The organism is Bradyrhizobium sp. LM2.9 (assembly GCF_054056555.1).
Window position 1 is genome coordinate 4,680,233 of sequence record NZ_JBSRYJ010000002.1, and the last position, 17,336, is coordinate 4,697,568.

General features: G+C 59.6%; 11 protein-coding genes and 5 pseudogenes. 9 read left to right on the forward strand and 7 right to left on the reverse strand.

Going from position 1 to position 17,336, the window contains the following annotated elements; translation table 11 throughout:
• Positions 1-26: 26 nt before the first annotated feature.
• Positions 27-1,094, reverse strand: coding sequence for a recombinase family protein (locus ACVWW3_RS24425; protein ID WP_456648395.1), 1,068 nt, complete (start codon positions 1,092-1,094; stop codon positions 27-29).
• Positions 1,095-1,344: 250 nt separating this feature from the next.
• On the opposite strand from ACVWW3_RS24425, the gene ACVWW3_RS24430 reads away from it, so the two are divergent.
• The 3 genes from ACVWW3_RS24430 (at position 1,345) to ACVWW3_RS24440 (ending at position 4,090) form a co-directional block, all read left to right on the forward strand.
• Positions 1,345-1,518: a hypothetical protein gene (locus ACVWW3_RS24430; protein WP_247280253.1), complete on the forward strand. Its 174-nt coding sequence runs from the start codon at positions 1,345-1,347 to the stop codon at positions 1,516-1,518.
• Positions 1,519-2,005: 487 nt separating this feature from the next.
• A complete protein-coding gene (locus ACVWW3_RS24435; protein ID WP_247280252.1) occupies positions 2,006-2,785 on the forward strand; it encodes a phage Gp37/Gp68 family protein in 780 nt (259 codons plus the stop codon).
• Between the two features lie 39 nt (positions 2,786-2,824).
• Complete coding sequence (locus tag ACVWW3_RS24440) at positions 2,825-4,090, forward strand: three-Cys-motif partner protein TcmP (protein WP_247280251.1); 1,266 nt, start codon at positions 2,825-2,827, stop codon at positions 4,088-4,090.
• 6 nt (positions 4,091-4,096) lie between these two features.
• Here ACVWW3_RS24440 and ACVWW3_RS24445 read toward each other — a convergent pair whose 3' ends face one another.
• Entirely contained in the window at positions 4,097-4,696 is a 600-nt protein-coding gene (locus tag ACVWW3_RS24445) for a hypothetical protein (RefSeq protein WP_456672161.1), read from the reverse strand.
• 4 nt (positions 4,697-4,700) lie between these two features.
• Entirely contained in the window at positions 4,701-5,006 is a 306-nt protein-coding gene (locus tag ACVWW3_RS24450; RefSeq protein ID WP_456672162.1) for a UvrD-helicase domain-containing protein, read from the reverse strand.
• 157 nt (positions 5,007-5,163) lie between these two features.
• Between ACVWW3_RS24450 and ACVWW3_RS24455 the strand changes: the two genes are divergently transcribed.
• Positions 5,164-6,720 (forward strand): ISL3 family transposase, encoded by a 1,557-nt coding sequence (locus ACVWW3_RS24455; protein ID WP_456648393.1) that lies wholly within the window; start codon positions 5,164-5,166, stop codon positions 6,718-6,720.
• 156 nt (positions 6,721-6,876) lie between these two features.
• Positions 6,877-8,544, forward strand: a complete 1,668-nt coding sequence (locus ACVWW3_RS24460; protein WP_456648392.1) for a transposase — start codon at positions 6,877-6,879, stop codon at positions 8,542-8,544.
• Between the two features lie 66 nt (positions 8,545-8,610).
• Here the strand turns inward: ACVWW3_RS24460 and ACVWW3_RS24465 are convergent.
• A pseudogene (locus ACVWW3_RS24465) lies at positions 8,611-10,168 on the reverse strand (ISL3 family transposase).
• A 141-nt stretch (positions 10,169-10,309) separates the two neighbouring features.
• Between ACVWW3_RS24465 and ACVWW3_RS24470 the strand changes: the two are divergent.
• The 3 pseudogenes from ACVWW3_RS24470 to ACVWW3_RS24480 all read left to right on the forward strand — a co-directional run bounded on the left by ACVWW3_RS24470 (position 10,310) and on the right by ACVWW3_RS24480 (position 13,214).
• Positions 10,310-11,342 (forward strand): annotated as a pseudogene (locus ACVWW3_RS24470) (IS110 family RNA-guided transposase).
• Positions 11,343-11,635: 293 nt separating this feature from the next.
• A pseudogene (locus ACVWW3_RS24475) lies at positions 11,636-11,953 on the forward strand (IS5/IS1182 family transposase); the annotation flags it as partial.
• A 122-nt stretch (positions 11,954-12,075) separates the two neighbouring features.
• Positions 12,076-13,214, forward strand: a pseudogene (locus ACVWW3_RS24480) (IS3 family transposase).
• Here ACVWW3_RS24480 and ACVWW3_RS24485 read toward each other — a convergent pair.
• A complete protein-coding gene (locus tag ACVWW3_RS24485; RefSeq protein WP_456672163.1) occupies positions 13,167-15,254 on the reverse strand; it encodes a recombinase family protein in 2,088 nt (695 codons plus the stop codon). The pseudogene ACVWW3_RS24480 and the gene ACVWW3_RS24485 overlap by 48 nt on opposite strands.
• On the reverse strand, positions 15,244-15,414 hold the full coding sequence (locus tag ACVWW3_RS24490) for a hypothetical protein (protein WP_247349117.1): 171 nt from the start codon (positions 15,412-15,414) through the stop codon (positions 15,244-15,246). The genes ACVWW3_RS24485 and ACVWW3_RS24490 overlap by 11 nt, the downstream gene beginning before the upstream one ends.
• Before the next feature lie 572 nt (positions 15,415-15,986).
• Here ACVWW3_RS24490 and ACVWW3_RS24495 point away from each other — a divergent pair.
• Positions 15,987-16,688, forward strand: coding sequence for a nucleotidyl transferase AbiEii/AbiGii toxin family protein (locus tag ACVWW3_RS24495; RefSeq protein WP_456648391.1), 702 nt, complete (start codon positions 15,987-15,989; stop codon positions 16,686-16,688).
• Positions 16,689-16,701: 13 nt separating this feature from the next.
• Here ACVWW3_RS24495 and ACVWW3_RS24500 read toward each other — a convergent pair.
• Positions 16,702-17,295: pseudogene (locus ACVWW3_RS24500) on the reverse strand (IS66 family transposase zinc-finger binding domain-containing protein); the annotation flags it as partial.
• Between the last annotated feature and the right edge of the window lie 41 nt (positions 17,296-17,336).

Genomic DNA, 17,336 nt, shown 5'->3' on the forward strand with positions numbered 1-17,336 from the left:
TACGGCTATGCTCGCAGGCGCCTCGCTTATGCGCGGTGGCGCATGCGGCACGTGGTGCGCCGTTCCGGGGACGACTGCGCGATTCGCATGTGGCCATTACAAACGCCGCATCGGAGGACGCCGGCAAGAGGATGCTCGTTATTGCGCGGCATCAGTGGCCGGCGCTGTGGCTTGCCGGTCGGGCCAAACTTACGGATTGCACGTTCTCCGCGAACTTTCTGCGCTGCGTCCCAAAGCTCTTGCGGAACGATCTGCATCTTGGGGTTCTTGACCAAGAGGTGGCGTTCATCAGGATTGCGGCGCTTTTGTTTCTTCTGTGTCTCCGGATTGAGAATGGTCGAACGAACATTCCAATGTATTTCGCCGATATACAGCTCATTGCTGAGAATTCCGCGACCATGACGACCGCCCGTAATGCACTGATGATTCCAGGTAGTGCGCCCGGCCTTGTTCTTGTGGCGGGTGGCACCGGGCGAGGGCACGCCTTCGCTGGTGAGGTCGGCGGCAATCACTCGGGTTGAACGGCCCGCAACATACCCCCTGAAAATGCGGAATACGATCTTCGCCTCCTTCTTGTCGATCAAGCGCTCACCAGGTGCGCCAGGCTTCATCCGATAACCGTACGCATACGAGCCGGGAATTTTTCCATCCGCCACGGCGTTGTCGTGCCCGCGTCGAACCTTTTCAGCGAGTTGCGGCTTGTAGATGGTGTTGTAGAGGCTCGCGATGCTGATATTGGTGGCGGTCGCGTAAATGCCTTTCTGATCCATCAGGTCAACGCCGTTGAACTCGAAAATTTGCTTTAGGCGTTGGATCGTAGCGGGATCGCGCGATAGTCGATCGAAGTGCTCGACGACAATCACGTCAAAGTCATGATTTCGCACACCGTTGAGAAGTCGGTGGTAGCCGTCCCGCGCATCCTCGGTAAGACCAGACTTCGCGGCGTCGACGAATTCACCGATAACATCCAGGTTGTTGCGTTCGGCGACCTTTCGGCAAAGCAATAGCTGACCATCAATTGAGCTGGCCTTTTGCATGTCGCTGGAATAACGGGCATAGAGTGCGGCCCTCATTTTCGGTGATACTGTCGTCATGCCGTTCCCCCTTATCGGCTGTCCCGAACCGTCTTTTTCATCTCCGTGCAATTTGCCGTCCTATGGCGCGCGCTAACTCAAGCCAAACGTCCTTATTGTCGGGATTGTCCCAGCTCTGACGGCGGAGAAGGCCACGCGGTCGGATGATCGCCTTCTGTTCCCGAGACGATCGTATCGGGGCGCGCACTACACAGCCGCACGGGTTAATGGAAATTTTCGCGCCGCGCTATGGGCGGGCGGCAGTTACGATTTGCGCCGCATGCTTCTGGATAAATCATTCCTGTCGCGGTGGGCACGTCTGTGTGATTTCACGATTTTCGTCGGCGCGATGGTTCGATCGTTCTTCAACGACAGCTTCGATCAGCATTGCTGGATCCCGATCGGTCTCGTCGGTGTCAGCGCCGTGGCCAACGTGCCCAGCTAGTAGCGTGACGAGGCCTCGCGATGATGAACCTACACGACCTTCGTTCCGTTGGCGTCAGTGACGACGAATGTTTCGGCATTTTCCTCTTCGACCCGCCAGGGTGTAAATCTGCGTTTTTTGTTGCTTGACTCAATGAGAACAAAATAAGAACATAGACCGAGCGAGGTCAATCAGGAACTCGAAATGTCAGAAGCGGCGGAAGCCGATTCCATGTCGGAATCGAAATGGCTTGATATGGCCGTGGACCAGGCGATTGCGGCGCAGGATGGCGATCCGCGACGTACGACCCGGAGCCTGCTTATAGTGCAGTGGCGATTGGAGGCGAAAGTCTCGCAAGGTTTCATCAGGGGCGTCCAATACGGACGCTTCAAGTGCTGCAGCGGGTAACCGTCCGCGACCGGCGCCTTCCAACTCGGTATTAACGGTTAAGCTGATATTGGCTGTGATCGACAGACGACGTCATCGACAGCACAATATGGGAACGGTCATGGCCGAGACGCAAATTGAATGGACCGACGCCACCTGGAATCCAGTTGCTGGCTGCTCCATCGTCAGCGCCGGCTGCACGAATTGCTATGCCATGGAAATGGCGAGACGACTTCAGGCGATGAATGTCCCGAAATATAAAGGACTCACGCGCCGCAGCGGAAAACGAACCGTTTGGAACGGCGTGGTCCGTGAAGACAAGGCCGCCTTGGACATTCCGCTGCGCTGGAAGAAGCCGCGAAAAATCTTCGTTAACTCGATGTCTGACCTGTTTCATGATCTGGTGACGGACGCCTTCATCCTGAGAGTGTGGGCCGTCATGCGTGCCACGCCCCACCATCACTATCAGATCCTTACCAAGCGTCCGGAGCGGATGGGGGCGCTGGTTCGCTCCAAGATCGGCGAAGTTCTGCCGAACGTATGGCTCGGCACCAGCGTCGAGAGCGCCAACGTCGCGGGTCGCATCGATCATTTGCGCACCATCCCGGCTGCGATCCGTTTCATCTCATTTGAGCCGCTGATCGGCCCGGTAGGGTCAGTCGATCTTCGCGACATCCATTGGGCCATCGTCGGCGGAGAAAGCGGAAGATCGGCTCGCCCGATCCGTGAAGAATGGATCGATGAAATCTTCGATCGGTGTGCGATGCACAACACCGCGTTCTTCTTTAAGCAGTGGGGGACATGGGGGAAAGACAACAAGCGTCGTTCCAAAAAGGCCAATGGGCGCGTATATCGCGATCAGGTCTGGGACGAAATGCCGAAGGCTTCGCTCGCGCTATGAGAATGACGCCTCTGGATAGCAGGATTCATTTGGGGGCGAATGTCGAAAAAACCGTATTCATGGGTCACGGGCGCAATTCTTGAGGAGCACTCAAAACGCAAGCACAAGGTCATCGCCGAATACGTCGCGCGATACCTGGCTGTGCGCTGCCAGCTTCCTCAGCAGTCCCGGTTTCGTCTTGCCATCGTCGATGGTTTTGCGGGCGGCGGCCGATACAAGTGCGGCAGTCCAGGTTCTCCACTGATCTTTATAAACGAGCTTCGTGTCGCGACTGAGCAATTCAACATCAAGCGTCGGGCCGAGGGGATGTCGCCGCTCGACATCGAATGCCTGCTCATCCTGAATGACTTCGACAAAGAGACTGTCGAGTTGCTGAAAACGAATGCCGCTTCGCTCGTCGCCGAAATCAAGGAGAACGTGCCGAAGCTCCACCTTCGCGTCGAGTATCGTAATGAGAAGTTCGACGAACTCTATCCCGAGGTGAAGCAACTGCTGGAACGCGGCAGTTATCACAATGTCCTCTTCAACCTGGATCAATGCGGAACAGGCAGTGTTGAAATCAACACGATCGGCGACATCGTCGCGTCGTTCACGTCGGTTGAGATCTTCTACACATTCGGCATCCAGACGTTGCTGACGTTCTTGCATCAGACGGATCGGGCCGCGCTGGCCAAGCAGCTTGCGCCGTTTGGCGTCAGTCCAGATGATCTATCGCAGCTCGATGGTTTGATGACCAAGGACGCCTGGCTTGGCGCCGCGGAACGCATCGTGTTTGAGTCGTTCCGGCGCTGCGCGAACTATGTCAGCCCGTTTTCCATCCACAACCCGGACGGATGGCGTTATTGGCTTATCCACTTCGCAAATTCGGTTCGTGCCCGCCAAGAATACAATAACATTCTCCATCAGAACAGCAGCACCCAGGCGCACTACGGACGGTCCGGTTTGCACATGCTGTCCTACGACCCAAGTGAAGCCGATAGCATGCTCTACGTGTTCGATGCGGCGGGAAGGGCGCAAGCGAGAAAGCAGCTTCACGATGATATTCCACGGCTCATCACAAATTACGGCGATGCGCTTCCAGTCGGAGATTTTTACGCGAGTATCTACAACGCGACGCCGGCCCACATGCTCGACATCAATTCAGCGATCATCGAGAACCCTGACCTGGAGGTCATCACCGAACAAGGCGGCGGGGAGCGCCGCAAAGCCAACACGATCAAGATTAGCGACATCCTGCGCTTGAAACAGCAGCGCAGTTTCTTTCCGATCTTCTTTGATAGTCAAAGCAGGAGAGAGAAGAAATGACGCGCGCTATCGTGATCGCATAACGCCCGCGTCCTTGCTGATGGCGGCCAAGACCGCAGACGCACCCGCGTAACTCGGCTTGCCCGCGAATTCCATTGCCGCACGTTCAACTTCCGATGGCTCCTTCCGGGCGCGCCCAGCCCGAAGCGTCTTGACGCGCGTGAGAAGGTCGTCCGGCCCCACATTCGTCATCACGAGGGCGGCGAAATTAACAAGGCGATCCAAGGCTTGCGCGTGGCCAAGATCGAATGCGTTCGCGAATTCCACGAGATCGCGCATGTCAACGCTTTCCGCCGCGACGGCGCCCGGCGTCTGGCTGGCAAAACGCCGCTGCTCCGCTGGCTTCGTCGCATCCGCGACGATCAGCACGCAACCGTCCGCCGTGGGTGCCTTGGTCAGGCACGCCTTGAGCCTTATGGCATGATCGTTAGATCCATCGAGAAGAACGTGAACTACGTTCTTGGGCGCCGAGGTAAGGTCGATGCTCCCATCGGCAAGAAGCGTCTTGCGGGCTTCCAGCAGCCAGTGACCGAATGCCTCTTCTCCTGCGTTTTTCCATCGCCAGGGCGTGCCCAACTCACCCGCACTTCCGAAAGTCGCATGCACGTCGTTATCCCAATCGACGAGCGTGTTTCCCTTGAATCCAGAAAATTGCCTGCATCGGATCGCCAAGGACGCAGGACGGAAGCGCATCTGCCATAACCTTCGCCAGCGCATGCTGCACAGCCGAGCAATCCTGATATTCATCGACAAAGAGTCTGTCGTAGGTCGCCCGCAGGACGTCGCTGAGATGTCCCGCTTCTAAGAGGGCGACCGCCGCTTTGCGTATCGCGGGATAGTCCGATCCAGGGCTCGCCAGTTGCAAGATTGCCGGGTTGTGTCCGCTGCGCGCCGGAAACATTGAAATGATCCGCATGGCAAAGCCATCGAGCGTCGCAAGGCGATAACGCGACTGTCATTCGGCCTGCAATATTGACCCCCTAAGCCCGGGGGATCGGCGTCCAAAATTGGCTCTGACTCATTTCTGATGAAGTTCGCCGGCGACTGTGGTTCTTCAACGGAGAATCGGCGCCATGCGGACAGGTTTTCGAATTTCATCGCTCGTCCCGAGTGGTTTGGTATTTGATGGCGTAAGTGATTCAGAGGATACGGTTATTCTGGCTGTTCGGTCAGAGGCTGCGGAGGCCCAGTGCCCTTTATGCGCGACAGCATCGCGCCGAATCCATAGCCGTTACATCCGGCACGTGGCCGATTTGCCATCAGCGGGCAGAAAGGTGCGCCTCCGATTGCTCACGCGGCGCTTCACATGTGAGGTGCCGCATTGCCGTCGGCGGATCTTCGCGGAGCGGTTTGGTGAAGACATCGTCCCGCTTCGACGGCGCCGGACGGCACGACTGGAATACATCGTCCATCACTTGGGGTTAGCGCTCGGCGGCCGGCCGGCGGCAAGCTTCGCCAAGCGGCTGATGCTGCCCGTCAGCAACGATACCTTGCTACGGGTGGTCCGCCGGCGGGCGGCGATGCCGACAGATCCATTGCTTGTTGTGGGCATCGATGACTGGGCGTTCCGGAGAAACCCTCGATACGGGACGATCGTGTGCGATTTGGAGCGGCGGCAGATCGTTACCCTGCTGCCTGACAGGGAAACTGCGACCGTTCGGGCGTGGCTATCGAAGCACCCAACGATCAACATTGTGTCGCGAGATCGCGGTGGTGGATACGGCGAGGCAGCAGCCAAGGCGCTGCCGAACGCCATCCAAGTCGCTGACCGCTGGCATCTGATGGAAAATGCGAGCGCGGCCTTCCTTGATGCGGTGCGACGCTCCATGAACAGAATCCGAACCGCAATCGGAGCGACGACGATCAACCCGGAATTGCTGACCAGTGCGGAAAAGCTGCGCTATCAGGGCTATCTGCGGCGCCAGGACAGCCATGCCGTAATTACGGCTCTCGTCAGCGACGGTGTGCCGCTCAAGGAGATCGTCCGCCGCACAGGACATAGTCGCAATCAGGTTCGCCAAATTAGCCGCGGCGGCGGTTCGGATATGTTCCGCACCCGTCAAAGCACCCTGGACGGACATCTGCCGTTCCTGGACGCGCAGTGGTCAGTCGGCTGTCGCAACGGTGCCGAGCTCTGGCGCCGCTTGAGGGGACAAGGCTTCAAGGGATCACTACGCGTGGTGGCGGAATGGGCGACGCGACGGCGGCGTGCCGAGACTATCAACCATCAACAATTGCAGAAGGTGCCCGCCGCCAGGACGATAGCGCAGCTGATGACGACGAAGCGCGACCACCTAACCAGGGCCGAGACCGTCACGCTTGCGGTCATCGAACAAAACGTCCCTATGCTGGCCGATGCGCAAGCCCTCGTTGGCCGCTTCCACGCGATGATCCGAAAGAAGGCCGAGATGGAGCTCGAACCTTGGATTGATGAATCCAAGCAGAGCCTCATCGCCTCGTTCGCGAATGGAATCGCCAACGATAAGGGCGCGGTGCACGCCGCTATTACGCAACCCTGGTCCAATGGCCAAGTGGAAGCTCAGATCACCAAGCTCAAGCTGGTCAAACGGCAGATGTACGGGCGCGCTAAGCTCGATCTACTTCAAGCCAGGCTGATTGGCGCGCCATAAAAACAATCACGATCATCGAATATGCGTCAGAGCCAAAATTGGACGCCGATACGGGGCGCATTGCCTCACCCAGAATGTTACTGGACAACTTCTCGCCGATGAATGCAGCGGCGCCACCAAATTGGTTCGCTGGCCTCCATGGCGGGAAAGATCAGCATGGGCGCGAGGCGCGAGGTGGTGTCGGCGGTGATGGAACGTTACCGATCGGCCAAACGAGCGGAGAAGGGGCGGATCCTTGACGAGCTGTGCGCGACGACGGGCTGGCATCGCAAGCATGCGGTGCGCGCACTCCGGCGACGCGCAACGGTTGGGCCCGGCGCAGTTGAGGCACCGCGAGAGCGCAAGCGTAGATATGGTGCGACGATCAAGGACGCGATGACGGCGCTGTGGGAGGCGTCGGATCGGGTGTGCGGCAAGCGGCTCAAGGTGATGATCCCGACCTTGCTGCCTGCCCTCGAGCAATATGGCCGATTGCGACTTGGCCAGGCGGATCGTGACTGTGTTCTCTCGATCAGCCCCGCAACCATCGACCGCCTGCTCGTGGACGTGAAGGTCGCGGCGAGCGGTGGCAGGCGACGCCGTGCCGGATTTTATTCGGCAATCCGGCGCGAGGTCCCGATCCGCACGTTCAATGACTGGAACAGCCCGCCGCCTGGCTTCTGCGAGGTCGACATGGTCGCCCATGGCGGAACGTCGGTGGCTGGCTCGTTCATCCAGACTTTGACGATGGTCGATGTCGCCACGGGCTGGACGGAGTGTCTGCCGTTGGTGACGCGGGAAGGTTCGCTGGTCGTCGAGGCGATCAACCGCGCACAGAGCCTGTTCCCCTGGCTGTTGCGCGGCGTCGACTTCGACAACGACAGCGCCTTCATGAACGATGTCGTAGTGCCATGGTGTCGCGAACAGAAGCTCGAAGTCACACGCTCGCGCGCCTACAAGAAGAACGATCAGGCGTTCGTCGAGCAGAAGAATGGTGCCGTCGTCCGCCGCCTCATGGGTTATGGCCGCTTCGATGGCGTCGAGACGGCGCGCGTGATGGGTCGCCTCTATGCGGCGGCAAGGCTCTACGTCAACTTCTTCCAGCCGTCATTCAAGCTGAAGGAGAAGCGCCGCGAAGGGGCTAAAGTGATCAAGCGCTATCATCTCCCATCAACACCCTATGAGCGTGCATTGGCGCATCCCAAGGTCACCGCAGCCGCAAAGAAGCGGCTGCGCGATCAGTATCGCTCGCTCGATCCGGTCGGGCTGTTGGCCGAGATTCGCGCGACCCAGGACGAACTCGGCAATCGCGTCGATCGTCGTGCCGGACAAGTGCGCGGCCTGCAAGCCGCCAGCACGAGCACCGCGCCAGCCACCACAGCCACCTTTGCGAAGACGCTCGGCAAGACGACGACCTCCGGCGAGCCACGTGCCACACACCGGCGCACCCGTCGGCCCTATAAAACCAGGGTTCGCATGCCGTCCAAGCTCGATCCGCATATTGCTGTGATCGAGGGTTGGCTCGCCGAGCAGCCGCAGCTAACTGCGCTCGCCATTGTCTGCCGGCTGAGCGAGAAATACCCCGAGGATTTCGGGCCGACGCAGCATTCTATTGTGCAGCGTCTGCTGAGGGTGCTTCGACGGAAGACTGTTAAGCAGTTGCTCGCGAAGGAGCCGCTTGCGGACGTCACGACCGCAGCCCCATTGCCCGGGGTTGTGGACGGCTCGGGCTATGTAGGGCCCGACCCGCCCACAGCCCCTCTCATCGAGCAAGCCGGGAAAGCTACCTGGCGCGACCCATCAGGCGACCTCGGATCGTCATCGGCCACGGCGCCGCCAGGGTAACATCTGCAAGTGAGGCAATACGAGGGGTCAAATTTGGGCTCTGACGCAATTTTGGTGCAGCACTGGTCATGTGGCACCGATTAACCGAGCCTGTAGCAAGTCGAGCTTGGCGCGTCCGTACATTTGGCGTTTGACCAGTTTGAGCTTGGTGATCTGGCCCTCGGTCTGTCCGTTGGACCAGGACGTTGTGATCGCTGCGCTGACGGCGGCCTTGTCCTTGATGACGCCGTTGGCGAAAGACATGACGAGGCTTGCGCGTGCCCGTTCCAACCATGGTTCAAGCTCTCCGTGAGCCTTCTTGCGGATCATCGCATGGAAAGCGGCTATGATCTCTCGAGCTTCCACCAGAAGAGGAACGCCTTGCTCGATCGCCGCAATGGTGACGGTCTCTGACCTTGATAGTGTATCGCGGCCATGGGTCATCAGGCGGGCGATAGTTCTCGCGGACGGTACGCGCTGCAGGCTCTGAGCATCGGGCATTTCGGCACGCCGACGGCGTGTCGCCCATTCGGCAACGACTCGCACCGAGCCTCTAAATCCCTGCGCCTTGAGGCAACGCCACAGGTCGGCGCCATTACAATGACCAGCGGCCCACTGAACATCGAGCCATGGCAGGTAGTGCTCGAGCGAGCTCTCGCGCACCCTGAACACGTCGGATCGCTGACCTCGCAATACCCTGCGGATGAGGCCCCGGCTATGGCCGGTGAGCCGTACGATCTCCTTTATGGAGACGCCCGTCTCAGCCTGTTTGAGGATTGCCGAGTTGGTGTCTTCTCGCCGAAGATAGCCCTCATATTGAATGCGCTCGGCGGCGGTCAATAAGTTGGGATTTATGGTGGCGGAGCCGACCACGATGCGGACCTGGCGCATGGATTTGCGAACAGCATCCAGGAAGGCGTGGCTGGCGTTCTCCATGAGGTGCCAACGGTCGGCGACCTGGGTGGCATGCGGGAGTGCCTTGGCCACAGCAAGGGCATAACCACCGCCGCGGTCACGCGCGACCACAGCGATTTGTGGCTGCCCCGCGAGCCAGGCCTGCGCGGTGGCCGGCTCTCTGTCGGGTAAGAGAGTGATCGGTCGTCGCCGCTCGAGGTCGCAGACGATCGTTCCGTACCGCTGATTGCGCCGCCAGGCCCAATCGTCGATGCCGATAACACTCGGCGCAGCAAAGGGCGGACATCCGCGCCTTTCTAACCACCCGAAGCAATGTGTCGTTGCTCACGGGCAGCATAAGTCGACGGGCAAAACTCGCCGCCGGGCGGCCACCCAAGGCGAGGCCAAGGTGATGGACGATCAGATCGAGCCGGGTCGTTCGCCGCGCCCACGGTGCTAGAGCGCCGTCATCGAAGCGCTCGGTGAAAATACGCCGACCGCAGAGAGCAGTAACGCAGCGGAAGCGGCGCGCCACGACCACCAAGCGAACCTGCCGCCCCGCAAGCGGCAGATCGGTTAGGCGACGCTGATATCGGCTATGGATCCGCCCAGAACTGGTCCCGCATCCGGGACAGAGACTCGTCCCGCTCGTGGGACGCACGGTGATCACGGTCGTAGCGCCATCACAAAAGGCGCTTTCCACGTCAAACCCGTGAGGGACCAGAGCCGACGGACGTAGGGCACGCTGCATCATATTGATTCCTTTGTGAAACCAACACGAGCCGGCGCTTGAACTTCATCAAAAGTGATGGTGTGGAACGGCCCTTCGAACCGGCATCAAAAGTGCCTAACGTGGTCGCGTAGAGAAGCGCCACAAAGGAAGGACCGTTCCATGGAGAAGATTATCACGGTGGGTTTGGATTTGGCCAAGTCGATCTTTCAAGTTCACGGCATCGCCGAAAACGGGAAAGTCTTGGTTCGTCGCACATTGCGGCGATCGCAGGTTCTGCCCTTCTTTCGGAGCCTTCCAGCTTGCTTGGTAGGTATGGAGGCCTGTGCGAGTGCCCATCACTGGGCACGCGAGATCGCGGCGCTGGGCCACGCTGTCCGCATGATGCCGCCAGCCTACGTGAAGCCTTACGTCAAACGAAACAAGACCGACGTGGCGGATGCTGAAGCCAATTGTGAGGCGGTCACCCGCCCGACAATGCGGTTCGTACCGGTGAAGACTGCCGAACAACAAGCGGCCAGCATGATTTTGCGAACGCGAGAGCTGCTGATGAGGCAGCGCAGCTAGACTGCAAATGCCCTACGTGCTCATATGGCCGAATTGGGCATTATCGCCGGCACAGGCATGGCAAGCATCGCAAAACTCCTGGTGCTTCTCCGGGACGAAAAAGACAATAGGATCCCCGGCGCCGCCCGCTTTGCCCTGATCCTATTCGCTGAACAGATTGAGCTGCTTACAACCCGCATAGAGAAGCTCGACAGAGAGATTTTGGTTGCCGTCAGAAAGGACCCCGATGCAAGGCGTCTGATGAGCATTCCGGGTGTCGGTCCTCTCATCGCCGCTACCGTTCGGACATCGGTTTTGGATGCTCGCAATTTTGCGACTGCACGAGATTTTGCGGCTTGGACGGGGCTCACACCGAGGGCACAGTCGAGCGGCGGAAAAGAAAGGCTCGGCGCGATATCAAAGCGTGGAAATCGGCAACTACGGACGCTCTTGATCGTTGGTGCGACCTCTATCATCAAGCTTGCTAAACGAGGCTTGAAAGTCCCACTCTGGATTCGGACCATGCTGCAAAGACGGCCGGGTCAAGGTCGTATCGGTCGCGCTCGCCAATAAGATTGCGCGCACGATCTGGGCCTTGCTGGTCAGAGGCGGCATCTATCAGGCGCCGACCGCAATGCTGAAATCCTAATCTTAAGAGCTCTCCGGCGGAAGAAGAAAGCTGCCGAGGAGGCAAGGTGCAAATCTGGATGAACCCCGAATGACGTCATTCCCGGTAGCAATCAGACCGCCTGACTCACTGCGCTTCGAGCGCGAGAAATTGATTGGGCGATTGCTTCCGCGGATATCATCGTGGCCAGCGGCCAGGCGCCGCTTCACAGGCCGAACATATGACCGCACCGTCATCCCTTGTTCAACCAGAGAAAGATCTTGCAGCCCGGGCCGTTCCACATATGAGTCAGAGCCAATATTGCAGGCCGAATGACAGACAAGGGATACCGCGGCCACAACGCGCCGCCCGATCACAAGTTCAGGGTCTTCATCTCCGGCCAGAAGCGAGGGGTGACGCCCAACATCAAGCGCGAACTGCGCCGCAGGGCCGCCGTCGAACCCGTCATCGGCCATCTCAAGGCCGAGCACCGCATGGGCCGCAATTATCTCTGGCTCCGCCAGGGGGACGCTGCCAACGCCGTCCTCGCCGCCGCCGGCTACAACTTCCGCCGCCTCATCCGCTGGCTCAGCCTGTTGCTGCGCCAAATCCTCACCGCTCTCACCGCCGCGCTTCAGACTGCGCCAGCCTAAAGCCAGAGTTCTTCACGGACGACTACCTCGGCGGCCAGACGTTCTTCGAGATCGAGGACACTTGAGCTGCACCCGGTTCCGAAGACACCAAGTTAGGTGTTTTATGGAGCAGGAGGTGCGTCATGGAGAGAAGGCAGTTTACGCGGGAGTTCAAGCTTGAGGCCGTGCGGCTGATCAAGCAGCGCGGCGTGTCGTATGCGCAGGCGTCCAAAGACCTTGGTATTCATCCGACCCAGTTGCGCAGTTGGGTGAAGCAGCTTGCGGACGATCCGCAACATGCATTCCCTGGCCACGGTCAGATGAAGCCAGAGCAACTGGAGATCGCGCAGCTGAAGCGCGAGGTCATCTAAAGCCGAACGGGACATCCTAAAAAAAGCCGCGGCCTACTTCGCGAAGGAATCGACGTGAAGTTCGGTTTCGTTGCGAAGCACCGAAGGATCTGGCCGGCGGAATGGTTGTGCGAGGCGCTCGGTGTCTCGCGGGGTGGCTTCTATGCCTGGCTGACACGGCCGCGCAGTGAACGCAGCCGGACCGAAGAAGAGCTTGGCGCGAAGGTTCGAGTCAGCTTCCTGGCCAGCGACCGGACCTATGGCGCCAGGCGGGTGTGGCACGACCTGCTGGCCGAAGGGATATCTTGCGGGCTGCACCGGATCGAACGATTGATGCGGCTGCAGGCCCTTAAAGCACGCCCACGACGGCGTCGACTGCCGCCCGATCTGGGTGAGCGGCAGATCGCCGCCGTCGCTCCCAACGTGCTCGACCGCTCCTTCGAAGCGCCCGCTCCCAATCGCAAATGGATCGCTGACTTCACCTATGTTTGGACGGCGGAGGGTTGGCTCTATGTGGCCGCAGTCGTTGATCTGTTCTCGCGGCGGGTGGTCGGCTGGTCAATGAGTACAGCAATGACGGCACAGCTCGTCACCGATGCCCTGGTGATGGCGATCTGGCGATCTTCTGTTATGAGTGAAAGTAACTGGTGTTGCGACGACCGTTTGAATCCGCCCAATACACCAGCGAACAGTTCCAGAGGCTGATGGCCGATCACGGCGTGGTCTGCTCGATGAGCCGGTCAGGCAATGTCTGGGACAACGCTGCAATGGAGAGCTTCTTCTCGTCCTTGAAGACCGAGCGAACAGCGCGCAAAGTGTACCGGTCACGCAACGAGGCCAAGGCCGACGTGTTCGACTACATCGAGCGCTTCTACAACCGCGCATCAGAACACCCATCTGTCTATGTTGTTGTAGAGAAGAGACTTTGCTGATTGGGATGCGATCCCGTGGTGGTATCTTGGGTTCTGTCGCGCTCGTTCGGCGATAGATTGAGCGGCAGTTGTTATCAGCGAGGCGCGGGCGAAGATCCACGGGCCGTCCGATAGCGGATGGAAGGCTTCGATTTCGCCGGCTTCAGCGGCCAGCCGGAGCGTCTTGGGCGCGATCTTCAGGAGCTTTGCGGCGTTGCTAAGGTTGAGCCAGGGTTCGATCCCGTCATCGGCGGGCTTGAACACCGGGAGGTGGTAGCTCGAGCGCATTGATGTGACGCGCTCGCGGGTCCAGCGATTGCCGTTGCCTGTCTTGAGGCCGTTTCGGTTGAGGAGGCCGGCAATCAGATCGTCGCTGGCGATCAGCACCAGTTGACGCACGGCTTGGATAATATCGGCAGAGGTGCTGTTGCGCTGTCCGCGCCGGCGCTTGGGCAAGCGCAACTCGCTGTGGGCACCACCCACCCAGTGGACGATGAGAACGATCTCGGAAGCCGCGTCGTCGATATCGGCCACGACCTCATGGACGAGGGTGCGTACAATGCGCTTCTTGAGGCGAGCATCCGTCGTCGGCGCATCCCAGACCGTTTTGAGGTTCGAGGCAAGAACGCTGAGCGAAGCTGGATCAGCAATGGGCGCGGACGTCACTGCATCATGCATGGCGATCTTGCCCTCGACCTCCGCCACGTGAGCGAGCGCCCTGTTCCAGCGCGCTTCCAGCTCACTCGCCACCAGCCGGTTCGCGGGGTCAGCGGCATCGTATTGCCGGAAAGCCCTGTCGGCGGCATAGCGCGCCGCCTCGAGGTCGCGATTGAGAGCATCGCGCACCTGATCGCGGCGTTCCCTGGCTCCCTTGGCGGCAGCGGTTGCAGCGGCGATAGCGCCTGGGCCGACAACGCCAAGCAGTGCTTCCTCTATTGCATCATCGACGCGCAATCCTCCGAAGGCGATGCAGTGAGGGCCGCCATTGTCCATCCAAGCGCGGCTGCAGCTGTAGCGCGGGATATGGTGCTTCATGCCTGAGTACCGGAGTGTGAGCTTGCGGCCGCAGCGCTTGCACCGGATCAGACCGGCCAGCAGCGCGTCTCCATGCTTGGGCGCGCCGTGATGCCGACCAGTGGGAACGTTGCTGCTGACCATCGCGCGGATCGCCTCGAACCTCTCCCAGCTCACATACCCGTCGTGGGTATTAGGCTTCAACGTCAACCATTCGTTCCGCGTCTTGCGGCGGATCTTCACGGTCACGCCCTCGGCGGTGTATCCCGCCGCCACAGCCGTCTTACCATAGGCATAGGCGCCGCCGTAGACCGGGTTCTCAATGATCCGGTGGATGGCGGAGTAACTCGGTCGCCGCCAGGCTGTGTCGCCGTTGGACTGTTTCACCGGCAGATCGAGATTGTACTCGTGGAGCCAGCAGAGCGCCTGTCGGGCACTGCCCAGTTCCTCGACCTTGTCGAACACCAACTGGATCGCTTCCTGGACGCGCTGATCCGGATCTTTCTCATAGCGGTCGCCGGCCTTCACGAAGCCGACGGGCGCCGCCACAATCAACTCGCCCCGGCGCGCCTTCTCATAGCGGGCCGAGAGCGAGCGCTGGCGCAACAGATCCAGCTCGTACTCATTGAGGCTACCCTTGAGCCCGAGCAGCAGGCGGTCGTTGCCGTGCCTTGGCGCATAGATGGTCTCCTGATCGACCAGAACGGTGTCGACCACGCGGCACATCTCGATGAGTTGCTGCCAATCCCGGCTGTTGCGAGCGAACCGCGAGACCTCGCGGGCGCAAACTGCACCGACCTTACCGAGGCAAACCTCCGCTACCATCCGCTCAAAACCAGCGCGTTGGACCCCGCCGGCGGCTGAACGACCGAGATCATCATCGATCACTTCGATCTCAGACCAACCGAGCGCCGTCAGCCGGTCCCGCATGGCGTATTGCAACGCGCTGCTCTCGCGATTGTGCAACACCTGATGTGCCGAGGATTGACGCACGTAAAGAATCGCCTTGCGCTCCAGATGATGAGGCCTGACCTTGTCAGAGATCATGACCGACCTCCTTCGCGGGCGGCGTCGCTGTCATCGCAGCATGGTCGACGATCAACTGCGTCATCAGGCTTGTGAGGGCCGCCCGAGCTTCCGCCGGCAGCTCCAGCCATGCTGGTGCGCCGATGGCGCCGTTCGAAAGGCCGCTCCCGAACAGATCCATCTGCTGCTGCGGCCGCGGTTGTCGATTGTGTCGGTATCCGCTCCCTGGCATTGCCGTCTGCCGTGACATGGGTCTCTCCCCGATTCTGGTCGTGAGAGGCTCTGGATGCGCTAGAAAGCAGAGCAGCTGATGACGTTCGATCCATCAACGCCAGATCGAGAAGCGCTGAAAACGCTGCAAGTGCGGTTATGCTGACAAATGGCCGAGCTGCCAAAAGCTCCGCCTCAGGGCATGCCGTCCGGTCGAACATCCATGCTGGAACCTCCAGCCAACGATCTGCTTGCGATCCATCCAGCGTGCAGCGGAAGGCGACATCGCCAGCCTTGTCGACGGCCCCATGAACGCAAACTCGGCAGCCAAACCAAGGATGATATCGATAAAGAACCTCGCGAAGAACGGTCCTGTGGGCGTTCTCAAACCTCGTTGTACAATCCGAAGCGAAGGCATTCGACGATCGAATATCTGAGCCTATGGAGTTCGAACGGAAGGTCGGATTAGCTTAAGCCGGTGTCAACAGAACCGGGTGCAGCTCAGACATCGACATTCTTATCAAGCCACCGGCGGATCAGAATGTGAAGGTCGGCAAGAACCAGAATAGCCGGGCGCAGATCAAGACGCGAACCGACTTCTACGACTGGTTGGCAAAAAACATCAGGATTGACGGCATTTCCAGCATAGAGCGTGACACCGTCTTCGACGACGTCCCGAATTACCGGAGCGCTGGAATCAGGCTGAGTTATGAAAGCATTTCCGAGCCGCTGGAAGGATTGAGAGACGGCGTGCTGCTCGAAGTCGGCTTTGATACGGTGGCACCCAACACGCCGAAGCTGATCAGCTCATGGGCTTACGACCACGCGGTTAAGCAGGGTGTGGCCATCATCGACAACCGCGCGAAAGACGTTCCCTGTTATGATCCGGGATACTCGTTCGTCGAGAAGCTCCAGACGATCTCGACAAAATTTCGCAAGCAGCAGGCGGATGGTAGTGATCCGTCCGAATTCATGCGGCACTATTACGACGTCTACGCTCTGCTGAAGCGACCGGAAGTCCAGAATTTCATCGGCACCGAAGCCTACGAGGCCCACAAGCAGGAACGTTTCCGGCAAGGCGACAATCAGAACATTGCTGAAAATGAAGCCTTCCTACTAAGCAACGCCGAAACAAGGGCCTTATATGCGAACGCCTATGAGCACAGCAGCGCTCTATATTATGGTGACCAACCAAGCTTTGAAGAGATATTGACCGAGATCCATGAGTGGATCGGTAAGCTTTAGGCGGGCAATGGATCAACAAGTGTGGGCCGATGAAGCCGCGCGGTGTGGCATGGAACCGCGCGGGCGGCTGGCTGATCTTCTCGCAATCGCGGCAGGTGAACTTTTCCCGCACCGTCTCGACGACCTTGAAGCGACGCGGGATCTCCTCCAGCGTCTTGGTCACATCCTCGCCGATCTTCGCCAGCCGCGATCCACCGCAGCAGGCACAGGTCGTCGGAGCCTCGATAACGACGCGCTCCTGTTCGATGTCATCCGGCCATGGCTTGCGCACCGGCCGCTTGCGCATGAAGGGGCGGACGTTCTGCGTCTTCGCCGCTGTGGCCTGCGCGGCAAGCTCATCCTCGCTCGCCGTGGTGACGAGTTCTTCGAGCTCCAATTCCAACTGCTCGATCAGCCGCGCCGTGCGCTCCGAGCGCTGCCCGTACAGTTCGCGTTTGAGCTTCTCGATCCGCAACTCGAGATGCGCGATCAGCGCCGCGTTGTCCGACAGCTCCGCTTGCGCGCTGGCAGCCATCGCCTCGGCTCGCAGCCGGGCCTCACGCTCGGCCTGCAGCGCTGCCAGGGCACTGACAAGATCCGATGGAAGGTCGTCCGGCTTCGATATCATGAAGCTATTGAATCAGATCAAGCAGCAGATTCAAACCCAAA

Excerpts from the sequence above, each read along its gene's own strand:
- ACVWW3_RS24425 (WP_456648395.1), bottom strand. The coding sequence starts at position 1,094 with ATGACGACAGTATCACCGAAAATGAGGGCCGCACTCTATGCCCGTTAT.
- ACVWW3_RS24435 (WP_247280252.1), top strand. The coding sequence starts at position 2,006 with ATGGCCGAGACGCAAATTGAATGGACCGACGCCACCTGGAATCCAGTT.
- ACVWW3_RS24440 (WP_247280251.1), top strand. The coding sequence starts at position 2,825 with ATGTCGAAAAAACCGTATTCATGGGTCACGGGCGCAATTCTTGAGGAG.
- ACVWW3_RS24450 (WP_456672162.1), bottom strand. The coding sequence starts at position 5,006 with ATGCGGATCATTTCAATGTTTCCGGCGCGCAGCGGACACAACCCGGCA.
- ACVWW3_RS24455 (WP_456648393.1), top strand. The coding sequence starts at position 5,164 with ATGCGGACAGGTTTTCGAATTTCATCGCTCGTCCCGAGTGGTTTGGTA.
- ACVWW3_RS24460 (WP_456648392.1), top strand. The coding sequence starts at position 6,877 with ATGGGCGCGAGGCGCGAGGTGGTGTCGGCGGTGATGGAACGTTACCGA.
- ACVWW3_RS24485 (WP_456672163.1), bottom strand. The coding sequence starts at position 15,254 with ATGATCTCTGACAAGGTCAGGCCTCATCATCTGGAGCGCAAGGCGATT.
- ACVWW3_RS24490 (WP_247349117.1), bottom strand. The coding sequence starts at position 15,414 with ATGGATCTGTTCGGGAGCGGCCTTTCGAACGGCGCCATCGGCGCACCA.